This is a genomic window from Ornithinimicrobium cerasi, assembly GCF_003702705.1.
Taxonomy (GTDB): domain Bacteria; phylum Actinomycetota; class Actinomycetes; order Actinomycetales; family Dermatophilaceae; genus Ornithinicoccus; species Ornithinicoccus cerasi.
The window spans coordinates 124,803-136,254 of the sequence record NZ_QZMN01000013.1 but is presented as its reverse complement, the minus strand read 5'-3'; the positions used below and the strand labels follow the sequence as shown (position 1 = coordinate 136,254).

The following is an 11,452-nucleotide window of genomic DNA, read 5'->3' as shown; positions in this document are numbered from 1 at the left end:
TCTCATCGTGGACCTCAACCGTGTCGAGCGAGCAGGGCGATGGCCTGGTGGCACCTCGGGTGCATCAACGCCCTATCGGAGAACGCTGACACAAGGAAGGTAGACCAGTGAGCGAGATCGCCCGCCTCGACCTCGGCGACCTCGACCGTGCCGAGCTTCTCCTCGACGACCTGGGGGCCCGTCGCGTCGACGCTGGTCGGACCGAGGACCCGCTCGTCGCGGCGCTCGCCGCGTGGGTCGAGTCGATCGACGCCCCGGGTGGGGGTGCCCAGGTCGCGCGGACCCGGCCCCCGGCCACGGTGACGACGCTGCCGGTCCGCCGCCGTGGACCGCGTCGCACCGCCAGGAAGGTCGTGGCTGGCTCCGTGCTCACGGCGGTGGTGCTCGCGGGCTCCTCCGTCGCGGCGGCGCTCACCGGTTCCCAGGTGCCACTCCTCACCGCCGTCGGCACGGCCCTCGTCGACGTGGTGCCCCTCCCCGAGGAGGTGGCGGGCCGGTCCGCCGAGGTCGGTGCGACGGCGCCCCCCACCCAGCCGGCGGCTGAGGCGTGGCGGACCCCGGCAGGCAGTCCTGCGGGGTCAGCGGTGCAGCAGGTCACCACGGCCGTCCATCCCGGCCCCCGCACGGCCGTGACGGGAACGGCCGACGGCGCCTCAGCCCCGGGCGACGCTGCCCGGCCGAGCGACCTCGTCGACACACCGCGCCCGTCCCCGGGCGGCGCGGGGCCTGCCGAGGCGCCGCTGCGCGCCTCGCCCGTCGCCCCGGCAGCACCGGACCCGGGCCCGGACGCGCAGCCGGCGTCCTCCTCCAGGAACCAGGGGCAGAGCCTGCTGCGACCCCGGGACGCAGTCCCCGCGGCGCAGGGTCGTCCGCGCGCCGTGAGCCCGCCCCCGGCGGCGAGGCCCCCAGGACGCGGCACGGACCACGTCGCGGTGCGCGCCTCCGGCCCGGAGGACGCGCCGGGCCTGGCCCGCAAGGAGGGGGGTGGCACGCAGGGCAGGACGAAGGTGCCGCAGCCGCCCAGCGGGGTCGACGTCCTCGAGGTCCGCGAGCGCTCTGCCGAGCCGGACCGCAGCGGGAAGCCGGGGCCGCCCCCGCACGCAGGCCCCACCGTGCCCGATCCGGGCAAGGGGCCCCCAGCCCGGTCCGGAACGAGCGTAGAGAAGGACGGCCGCGGGCCGGTCGACCCGGTCCTGCCTCCTGCCGCAGGCGGTCCGGAGGACCGGCCCGGTCAGCCGGCCGGGGCCACCCCGCCGGGCCAGGGTGTCACGACCCCGCCCGTCGACACCGGGACACCCGCGGTGGAGCCCGGGACGCCGCCCGTGGACGCCGGGCCACCGCCCGACGACGTCGGGCCACCGCCGGAGGGTGAGGGCCCCCCGGCGCCGGGACCGGACGGCATACCAGGGCCGTCCGCGCTCCCCCAGCCCGCGGCCGCACCGGCGGCGCCCACCACGCCCGTCCCCCCGCCTCCACCCACCCCCACGCTGCCGGTGCCCCCCGTCCCGTAGCCGTCAGGAAGCGGTCCTGCCCCGCACTAGGATCTGCGCATGACCCTGGCCGACGACCACGCCTCCGTCCCGCCCGCGTTCGCGCGGATGGGGCTGACCTACGACGACGTCCTCCTCCTGCCGGGCGAGACCGACCTCACGCCCGACGAGATCGACACCACGAGCAGGCTGACCCGGGAGATCAGCCTGCGGCTGCCGCTCGTGTCGGCCGCGATGGACACCGTCACCGAGGCGCGGATGGCCATCGCCATGGCCCGCCAGGGCGGGATCGGCATCCTGCACCGCAACCTCTCGATCGAGGACCAGGCCTACCAGGTCGACCTCGTCAAGCGGACCCAGACGGGCCGGATCACCAACCCCATCACCATCGGCCCGGACGCCACCCTGGAGGACCTGGACCGCATCTGCGGGCAGTACCGCGTCTCCGGTCTGCCGGTGGTCGACCCGCAGGGGCGGCTGCTGGGCATCTGCACCAACCGTGACCTGAGGTTCACCCCAGTCGCCGAGTGGGAGCGCACGCGGGTGCGGGACGTCATGACGGCCACTCCCCTCGTGACGGCGCCCTCGGACGTCAGTCGCGAGGACGCGACCGCGATCCTTCGGGCGCACAAGCGTGAGCGGCTGCCGCTCGTCGACACGGAGGGGAGGCTCACCGGCCTCATCACGGTGAAGGACTTCGTCAAGTCCGAGCAGTTCCCGAGGGCGAGCAAGGACGACCAGGGCCGGCTCCTCGTCGGTGCGGCCATCGGCTACTTCGGTGACGCCTGGGAGCGGGCCACGACCCTGGTGGACGCCGGGGTGGACGTCCTCGTGGCCGACACCGCGCACGGCCACGTGCGGCTGCTCATCGACATGGTCCGCCGCCTCAAGGCGGACCCCGCCACGAGGCACGTCCAGGTCGTCGGCGGCAACGTCGCGACCGGTGCCGGCGCACGGGCGTTCGTCGAGGCCGGGGCGGACGCGGTCAAGGTCGGCGTCGGTCCCGGGGCGATCTGCACCACCCGCGTCGTGACCGGTGTCGGCGTTCCTCAGCTGACCGCCGTCCACGAGGCTGCCCAGGCGACCCGTGAGCATGACGTGCCGGTCATCGCGGACGGCGGTATGAAGTACTCCGGCGACATCGCCAAGGCCCTGGTCGCGGGAGCCGAAGCCGTGATGATGGGCTCGATGCTGGCCGGCTGCGAGGAGAGCCCGGGTGAGCTGATCTTCGTCAACGGCAAGCAGTACAAGAGCTACCGCGGCATGGGGTCGTTGGGGGCGATGAGCTCACGGGGGAAGAAGTCCTTCTCCAGGGACCGCTACTTCCAGGCGGAGATCGCCAACGACGACCAGCTGGTCCCCGAGGGCGTGGAGGGCAAGGTGGCCTACCGCGGGGCGGCCTCGGCCGTGGTCCACCAGATGGCCGGCGGGCTGCGTCAGGCGATGTTCTACGTGGGCGCGAGCACCATCCCCGAGCTGCAGGCGAAGGGACGGTTCGTGCGCATCACCCAGGCCAGCCTGCAGGAGTCCCATCCCCACGACATCGAGATGACCGCCGAAGCGCCCAACTACGCCTCGCACACCTGACGCCGGCGGCCGGCCACCGGCGCGGTCGAGCGGGTCGGCGGGTCAGGCCCTGGTCAGACGAACTGCCAGGACCGCTTCGACAGTCCGTACCAGAAGCCGTCGATGACGCTGTCGCTGTCCACCCCACCGGAGGCGTCGGCCGCCCCGAGGGCGAGGTAGAGCGGTGCCCAGTGCTCGGTGCGCGGGTGTGCCTCGCGCGCGGCGGGCGCCTGGTTCTCGAAGTCGAGGACCGCGTCCACGTCACCGCGCTCCAGCGCCTCCGCCGCCCAGTGGTCGAACTCCGACGACGGCGTCGGCGGCGTGACGTCCGCGCCCAGGCGAGGGTTGAACCACGCGAGGTTGTGCGTGGTGAAGCCGGAGCCGACGATGAGGGTCCCCTGGTCCCGCAGGGGGGCGAGGCGAGAGCCCAGCTCGAAGAGCTGACGGGGATCCAGCGTCGGCATGGACATCTGCACCACGGGCACGTCCGCCTCGGGGAACATCTCCACGAGCGGCACGTAGGCCCCGTGGTCGAGGCCCCGAGTCTCGTCACGCCCGACCCCGCCGGGGACGAGGTCGCCCACGAGCCCCTGGACGTCAGCCGCCAGGTCGGGGGCCAGCGGCGCGTCGTAGGTCACCGAGTAGTACTTCTCCGGGAACCCCCAGAAGTCGTGGACCAGCGGCTGAGTCCCGCGGGTGGCCGACAGCGACAGCGGCGCGTTCTCCCAGTGGGCCGACACCATGAGGATGTTCCGGGGGCGGGGGAGGGCGGCGGACCAGTCCGCCAGCTGGCGGGTCCAGACGTCGTCGTCCGCCAGGGGCGGTGCCCCGTGGGAGAGGTACAGGATCGGCATCCGGTCGGTCGTGGTGGTCACGTCCCCATGATACGTGATGCATCATCTATCCACAAGGGCCGCCCCGGCGGAGTGGGAGCGCGGGAAGGCCCCCGGACGCTGGGTAGCCTGTCGGGGTGAGCGAGATCGAGATCGGCCGCGGCAAGCGTGGGCGCCGGGCCTACACCTTCGACGACATCGCCGTGGTGCCCTCCCGGCGCACCCGGGACCCGGAGGAGGTCTCGATCTCGTGGCAGATCGACGCCTACCACTTCGAGCTCCCGGTCCTGGCCGCCCCGATGGACTCGGTCGTCTCGCCCCGGACGGCGATCGAGGTCGGGCGGCTCGGCGGGCTGGGGGTGCTCGACCTGGAGGGTCTGTGGACCCGGTACGAGGACCCCGGTCCCGCGCTGGAGGAGATCGCCACCCTCTCGCCCGAGCGCACCACGGCGCGCATGCGGGAGCTGTATGCCGCGCCCGTGCAGCCCGAGCTGATCACCCTCCGGCTGCGCGAGATCCGGGACGCCGGGGTCACCGTGGCCGGGTCCCTCTCCCCGCAGCGGACCCAGCAGTTCTGGAAGGTCGTGGTCGACGCGGGCGTCGACCTCTTCGTCATCCGCGGGACCACGGTCTCGGCGGAGCACGTGTCCTCCCGGGCCGAGCCGCTCAACCTGAAGCGGTTCATCTACGAGCTCGACGTCCCCGTCATCGTGGGTGGCGCCGCGACCTACACGGCGGCCCTGCACCTCATGCGCACCGGCGCAGCCGGCGTCCTCGTGGGCTTCGGCGGCGGCTCGGCGCACCGCACCCGCACCACCCTCGGCATCCACGCGGCGGCGGCCAGCGCGATCGCCGACGTCGCGGCTGCGCGGCGGGACTACCTCGACGAGTCCGGCGGGCGCTACGTCCACGTCATCGCCGACGGCGGCGCGAGCGTCTCCGGGGAGGTGGTCAAGGCCGTGGCGTGCGGCGCCGACGCGGTCATGCTCGGGGCCGCCCTGGCCCGGGCCACCGAGGCCCCGGGCCGCGGTTTCCACTGGGGCCCGGAGTCCCACCATGCCGAGCTCCCACGAGGTGAACGGGTCGACGTCGGGACCGTGGGATCATTGGAGCAGATCCTGCTCGGCCCGGCCGTCGGCGCCGACGGCACGACCAACATGATGGGTGCCCTCCGCCGGGCCATGGCGACGACGGGCTACACGGATCTCAAGGAGTTCCAGAGAGTGGAAGTGGTGGTGGCGCCCTATGACCCGCGATGACGGTGGCGACCTGTACGACGACGACCCCGGCTACGACGAGTACTCGGTGCGCCCGGGCGCGGGCGAGGAGCCGTGGTCGGAGGACACCCGCGCCCGCCGACGGCTCCACGTGCGCCAGGAACGGGTCTACGTCCGCCGGCGGCGGGCCGCGGCGGGGGCGCTCGGCGCCCTGGCGGCACTGCTCGTCGTGGGGATGGTGGCCTTCATCCTCGGCCGGGGTGGTCAGGCTCCCTCCCTGTCCGCGGGCGAGGGCAGGGGCGTGACCGCCGCCGTGGTCCCGCCGGCCGACGTCGCCGACGAGTCCGCCGCACCCGGCACGGACGAGGGTGCGGAGGAGGAGGGCGAGGAGGCCGAGGAGACGAGCGCGGCGCCCGCGGCGCCCTGGCAGCAGGAGACGGGTGCCCAGGCCCACCCCAGCGACGAGACGGCTCTGACGCAGCTCGACTACCTCACCGAGGGCACGCCGAAGTCGGTGGTCGCCTCGGGTCACGGGCTGATGATCACCAACAACATGATGTACAGCCACACCTCGACGATCTTCGACTCGACCTCCCGCGAGGTGCTGACCCGCCTCGACGACTCCCTCGACCTGTCCGAGTACGGCGTCGAGGGCCACCCAGGAGTGTCTGTGGGCTCTCCCGTCGAGGCGACGTGGACCGACGACGGCCGCTACGCCTACGTGTCCAACTATTCGATGTACGGCGAGAACTTCGGCCGCGAGGGTTTCGACGACTGCTTCAAGGACAGTGGTGTGGGGGCCTCGACGGTCTACCGCTTCGACGCCGAGGAGATGGCCTGGGACGAGGTCATCGAGGTCGGCGCCGTGCCGAAGTACCTCGAGATCACCCCGGACCAGAAGACCCTGCTCGTCAGCAACTGGTGCGACTACACCGTCTCGGTCGTCGACATGGCCACCGGTGAGGAGACCGGCACCCTCGACGTCGGCCGCAACCCCCGCGGGATCGTCGTCATGCCGGACAACCGGACCGCCCTGGTCACCGCCATGTGGAACCAGCAGGTCTGGCGGCTGGACCTGGAGGAGATGACGAGCGAGGTCGTGCTCGAGACCCCACCCGGGCCCCGCCACCTCAACCTCACCGCGGACGGTGAGACCGCCTACCTGACCGTCGCGCGCTCGGACCTCATCTACAAGCTGGACGCGCAGACCATGGAGATCGTCGACGAGGTCGTGCCCGGCCTCGAGCCGCGCAGCATGGCGATGTCGCCCGACGAGAAGGCGCTCTACGTCGTCAACTACGACGAGGCGACCGTCTCCAAGATCCGTACCTCCGACATGGAGGTGATCGACAAGGTCGACGTGGACGCCGTCCCGATCGGCATCGACTACGACCCCGTCACCCACACCGTCTGGGTGGCCTGCTACAACGGCGGCATCTACGTCTTCGACGACCAGGACACCCGGCTGGCCGACGCAGGTTGATCGCCTAACCTGACCCGGTGATCCGCACCGCCCTGCGACCTGGCTGGCTGGCGCTCCTGGCGCTGCTGGCGGTCGTCGTGGTCAGTTTCTACCAGCTCGGGATGTGGCAGCTCGGCGTCTCCTCGAACAAGGCGGCGCGCGAGCTGGCCGCCGCCCAGGCGACCCGGCCCACCGAGGCCCTCGCGGAGGTCACGGCGCCCCACCAGCCGTTCCCGGCCTACGGCGCCGGGCTGCCGGTCTCCGCCTCGGGGGAGTACGACGCCTCCCTCCAGTTCCTCGTGCCGGACCGCCTGCTCGACGGCGAGCCGGGCTACTGGGTCGTGACGCCGCTGCGGACCGACGTCTCCGGGGAGGTCGCCCTCCTGCCGGTGGTGCGCGGCTTCGTCCCCGACCCGGCCCAGGCGGACCGTCCGCCCGCCGCCGCCGTGCAGATCGTCGGGACGCTGGCACCGTCCGAGTCGGACACGACCGGGCAGCCTCCCGCACCGGGGCAGCGTGGGGCGATCGACACGGCGGACCTCGTCAACCTCTGGGACGAGCCGCTCTACAACAGCTTCGTCTTCCTCGTCCAGGAGACCCCGGCCACCACCTCTGCGGACGTCACCCGCGTCCCGCCCCCCGTGTTCGGCGAGTCCGGGATCGACCCGCGCAACGTGGGGTATGCGCTGCAGTGGTTCGTCTTCGCCCTCTTCGCCGTCTACATGTACTACCGGTTCCTGCGCCAGGCGAGCCAGCCCCCGCCCGAGCCCCCGGCGGACGCGGAACCGGCCCCCGAGCTGCGGCATACCGCCGCCGTGTCTTCCGCCCCCCACCCAGGAGACCCTGCATGACCCCCCGAGCCAAGCTCACCTTCTTCCGCGCCATGGCGTTCGTCGTCGGCGTGGGACTGCTGCTCCTCGTGCTGCACATGGTGCTGCGCTACGGCTTCGACAACGACGCCCTCGCCTGGTGGCCCTCGCCGCACGGCTGGGTCTACATGGTCTACCTCGTCGCCACCGCCCTGCTCGGCTTCGAGCTGCGCTGGGGCCTGGGCAAGATGGTGGGCGTCATGCTGGCCGGCTGTGTGCCCTTCCTCTCCTTCTGGGTCGAGCACCGGGTGGCCTCGGGTGCCCGCGCCCAGATCGCGGAGGCCGGCGAGCCCGCCGGTAGGGTTGCCGCGTGACCTCGTCCGTCAACCCGGCCGCGCGGCCCGTCCTCGTCGTCGACTTCGGCGCGCAGTACGCCCAGCTCATCGCCCGACGGGTGCGCGAGGCCGACGTCTACAGCGAGATCGTGCCGCACACCATGCCGGCCGCGGAGATGCTCTCCCGGGAGCCGGCCGCGATCATCCTCTCGGGCGGTCCCTCCTCGGTGTATGCCGAGGACGCGCCGGTCCTGGAGGAGGCCGTGGTCACCTCGGGCGTGCCGGTGCTCGGGATCTGCTACGGGTTCCAGGCGATGTCGCAGGTGCTGGGGGGTGAGGTGGCCCGGACCGGGCAGCGGGAGTACGGCCAGACGCGCGCGAGCGTGAGCGGGGAGGGGAGCACCCTCTTCGAGGGGCAGCCTCCGGAGCAGGTCGTCTGGATGTCCCACGGCGACGCGGTGAGCGTGGCCCCGGCCGGCGCGCGGGTCACGGCGCACAGCCCCGGCGCCCCGGTGGCGGCGTTCGAGGACGACGAGCGCCGGCTGTACGGCGTCCAGTGGCACCCCGAGGTGCTGCACTCCGACCACGGCCAGCAGGTCCTGGTGAACTTCCTGCGCCGGGGCGCCCGCGTCGACCCGACCTGGACGAGCGGCAACGTCGTGGAACAGCTCGTCGAGGCGGTCCGGGCCCAGGTCGGGCAGGACCGCGTCATCTGCGGGCTGTCGGGCGGGGTCGACTCCTCGGTCGCTGCCGCGCTCGTGCAGCGCGCGGTCGGCGACCAGCTGACCTGCGTCTTCGTCGACCACGGGCTGCTGCGCGAGGGCGAGGCCGAGCAGGTCGAGCAGGACTTTGTGGAGGCGACCGGGGTCGACCTCGTGGTCGTGGACGCCCGCGAGCGCTTCCTCACGGCGCTGGCCGGGGTGAGCGACCCCGAGGAGAAGCGCAAGATCATCGGGCGGGAGTTCATCCGGGTCTTCGAGCAGGCCGCCCGCGACGTCGTCTCCGCCCACGAGGGCGCGGACGCGCAGGCGCACGGCGACCACCCGGTCAAGTGGCTCGTGCAGGGGACCCTCTACCCCGACGTCGTCGAGAGCGGCGGCGGGGCGGGCACGGCGAGCATCAAGAGCCACCACAACGTCGGCGGCCTCCCGGACGACCTCCAGTTCCAGCTCATCGAGCCGCTGCGGACCCTGTTCAAGGACGAGGTCCGTCAGGTCGGGCTCGAGCTGGGGGTGCCCGAGGGGATCGTGTGGCGCCAGCCGTTCCCCGGGCCCGGGCTGGGCATCCGGATCGTCGGCGAGGTGACCGCCGGGCGTCTGGAGGTGCTGCGCCGGGCCGACGCGATCGCCCGGGCGGAGCTGACCGCCGCCGGGCTGGACCGGGACATCTGGCAGTGCCCCGTCGTGCTCCTCGCCGACGTCCGCTCGGTGGGCGTCCAGGGTGACGGCCGCACCTACGGCCACCCCGTCGTGCTGCGTCCCGTCTCCAGCGAGGACGCCATGACCGCCGACTGGACCCGCGTGCCCTACGACGTGCTCGCGCGCATCTCCTCGCGCATCACCAACGAGGTGGAGGAGATCAACCGGGTGGTGCTCGACGTCACCAGCAAGCCGCCGGGGACCATCGAGTGGGAGTGAGCGGGATGCGGCTGCGCACGACGGCGGCGATCGCGGCCGGCAAGGGCACCCGACTGCTCTCCCGGCTCCGCGGCGGCGGGTCGGCGCTGCCGGGGCTGGTGACGGAGCGGATCGACCCGGCGGTGCTGCGGCATACCCTGGGGTCCCTCCCGCGCGGGGTGGTCGTGGTGTCCGGGACAAACGGCAAGACGACGACGACCAAGATGCTGGTCGCGCTGCTGCGGGCGCACGGGCTGCGGGTCTTCACGAACCCGACCGGCTCCAACTTCACCCGCGGCGTCATCTCCTCGATGCTCGGCGAGGTCGGGCTGCGCGGGCGGCTCGCGGCGGACGTGGCCGTCGTCGAGCTCGACGAGGCGCACGCCCTGCACTTCGTGGCGCAGGTGCCGCCCACGCACGCCCTCCTGCTCAACGTCGCACGCGACCAGCTGGACCGGTTCGCCGAGATCGACCACACGGCGGGCCTGCTGACCCGCCTCGGGGAGGCGACGACCACCGGCGTGGTGCTCAACGCGGACGACTCGTTCATCTCCCGCATCCGGGACCACCTGCAACCGGGGGTGCAGGTGCGGTGGTTCGGGGTGGACCCCACCATCGCGGACCGGCTGCCCGAGCTGCAGGAGGCGGACGTGCGGTTCGCCGACGCGGGGGAGCGGCCGGTGCTCGGCGCCGAGGACGGGCTGCTGCTGCCGGGGGAGGACGGGTCGTCGGTGACCGTCCGCTTCCCCGGCGGTGCGGACGTCGGGCCGGTGACGCTGCGCCAACGCGGTCTCGCGGCGATGATCAACGCGACGGCTGCGACGACCACGGCGAGAGCGCTGCTGGGCCCCGACTTCTCCGCGGCCACCGCCGCGGCGGCGTTGGAGGCCGTCAACCCGCCGTTCGGCCGCGGCGAGGTCATCGACGCCGGCGGCACCCCGTTGGAGCTCGTGCTGGTGAAGAACCCGGCCGGTTTCACGGTGGCCCTGGGCACCTACGGCGGTGAGCCGGCGGCGACGATGATCGCCATCAACGACAACTACGCCGACGGCCGCGACGTGTCCTGGCTCTACGACGTGTCCTTCGGGTCGTTGCGCGAGCGTGGCGTCGCCCTGACCTCGGGGGTGCGGGCGTGGGACATGGCCCTGCGGCTGCGTTACGACGGGGTGGAGGTGGGGGAGGTGGAGACCGACCTGGACCTCGCGCTGGACCGCTTCCTGGCCGTGCACGCGGGGCACCCGGCGCGGATCTTCTGCACCTACACCGCGATGATGCACCTGCGCCGCCGGCTGGCGGACCGCTTCGGCCTGGCCCGCTTCGGAGAGGACCCTGCGGCATGAGCGACCTGCCGACCGGAGGGCTCCCCGGCGACGTGGCGGCGCTGGCGGACGTGCCGGCCGACAAGGGCGAGGTGCACCTCGTTCACCTCTACCCCCGCGAGATGAGCATCTACGGCGACCTGGGCAACACCCGGTGCCTGGCCGCGCGGTTGCGGTGGCACGGCTACACGCCGGTCGTCCACGACCACCACCCGGGCGCCCCGTGGCCGTCGCGGGCCGACCTGCTCCTCGGTGGCGGGGGTCAGGACAGCGGGCAGGTGCGCGTGCAGGACGACCTGGCCGAGCACGCCGACCGGTTGCGCGGGCTCGCCGCGGACGGCGTGCCGATGCTCATGATCTGCGGGATGTACCAGCTCCTCGGCGAGGCCTTCATCACCGTGGACGGGCGGCGGCTGCCCGGGCTGGGCGTCCTCGACGTGACCACCCGCGGCAACGCGACCCGGATGATCGGTCCGGTCCTGCTCGACACGGACTTCGGTCCGGTGGTGGGGTACGAGAACCACTCGGGCTCCACGGTGCTGGGCGAGGGGCAGCAGCCCTTCGGCCGGGTCCGGCACGGGATGGGCAACAACGGCGCGGACGGGACCGAGGGAGCCCGCACGGGCAACGTGGTCGGCTCCTACCTGCACGGCCCGGTGCTGCCGGCCAACCCCGGGCTCGCCGACGGCCTGCTCGCGGTCGCCGCCCGACGGGCGACGGGGGAGTGGGCGCCCGCCGAGGTCGACGACTCGCTGGCGCACGAGGCGCACCAGCGGCAGGTCCGCCGGCTGCTCGGTCGCTGACC

Annotated in this window: 10 protein-coding genes; 9 read left to right on the top strand and 1 reads right to left on the bottom strand. The window is 73.1% G+C overall.

What is annotated here, in order from left to right:
- Nucleotides 1–107: 107 nt before the first annotated feature.
- Nucleotides 108–1,511, top strand: a complete 1,404-nt coding sequence (locus D4B81_RS14960) for a hypothetical protein (RefSeq protein WP_122263483.1) — start codon at nt 108–110, stop codon at nt 1,509–1,511.
- Between the two features lie 39 nt (nt 1,512–1,550).
- Complete coding sequence (gene guaB / locus D4B81_RS14955; RefSeq protein ID WP_237566025.1) at nt 1,551–3,077, top strand: IMP dehydrogenase; 1,527 nt, start codon at nt 1,551–1,553, stop codon at nt 3,075–3,077.
- 53 nt (nt 3,078–3,130) lie between these two features.
- On the opposite strand, the gene D4B81_RS14950 is transcribed toward guaB, so the two are convergent.
- Nucleotides 3,131–3,910 carry a dioxygenase family protein gene (locus D4B81_RS14950; protein WP_419866250.1) on the bottom strand — a complete coding sequence of 260 codons (780 nt, stop codon included), beginning with the start codon at nt 3,908–3,910 and terminating at the stop codon, nt 3,131–3,133.
- Between the two features lie 116 nt (nt 3,911–4,026).
- On the opposite strand from D4B81_RS14950, the gene D4B81_RS14945 reads away from it, so the two are divergent.
- The 7 genes from D4B81_RS14945 to D4B81_RS14915 are packed head-to-tail and all read left to right on the top strand — an operon-like array spanning nt 4,027 to nt 11,450.
- The gene (locus D4B81_RS14945) at nt 4,027–5,148 is read left to right on the top strand and encodes a GuaB3 family IMP dehydrogenase-related protein (RefSeq protein ID WP_122263481.1); all 1,122 of its coding nucleotides are present in this window, start codon (nt 4,027–4,029) and stop codon (nt 5,146–5,148) included.
- Entirely contained in the window at nt 5,135–6,589 is a 1,455-nt protein-coding gene (locus tag D4B81_RS14940; protein ID WP_161965191.1) for a YncE family protein, read from the top strand. The genes D4B81_RS14945 and D4B81_RS14940 overlap by 14 nt, the downstream gene beginning before the upstream one ends.
- Before the next feature lie 17 nt (nt 6,590–6,606).
- Entirely contained in the window at nt 6,607–7,419 is an 813-nt protein-coding gene (locus D4B81_RS14935; protein WP_122263479.1) for an SURF1 family protein, read from the top strand.
- Nucleotides 7,416–7,751: a DUF3817 domain-containing protein gene (locus D4B81_RS14930; protein ID WP_097188047.1), complete on the top strand. Its 336-nt coding sequence runs from the start codon at nt 7,416–7,418 to the stop codon at nt 7,749–7,751. Before D4B81_RS14935 ends, D4B81_RS14930 begins: the two co-directional genes overlap by 4 nt.
- The gene (guaA, locus tag D4B81_RS14925) at nt 7,748–9,349 is read left to right on the top strand and encodes a glutamine-hydrolyzing GMP synthase (RefSeq protein WP_122263478.1); all 1,602 of its coding nucleotides are present in this window, start codon (nt 7,748–7,750) and stop codon (nt 9,347–9,349) included. Before D4B81_RS14930 ends, guaA begins: the two co-directional genes overlap by 4 nt.
- A 5-nt stretch (nt 9,350–9,354) precedes the next feature.
- Nucleotides 9,355–10,668 carry a Mur ligase family protein gene (locus tag D4B81_RS14920; protein WP_122263499.1) on the top strand — a complete coding sequence of 438 codons (1,314 nt, stop codon included), beginning with the start codon at nt 9,355–9,357 and terminating at the stop codon, nt 10,666–10,668.
- A complete protein-coding gene (locus tag D4B81_RS14915) occupies nt 10,665–11,450 on the top strand; it encodes a type 1 glutamine amidotransferase (RefSeq protein ID WP_122263477.1) in 786 nt (261 codons plus the stop codon). The genes D4B81_RS14920 and D4B81_RS14915 overlap by 4 nt, the downstream gene beginning before the upstream one ends.
- The last annotated feature ends 2 nt before the right edge of the window (nt 11,451–11,452 follow it).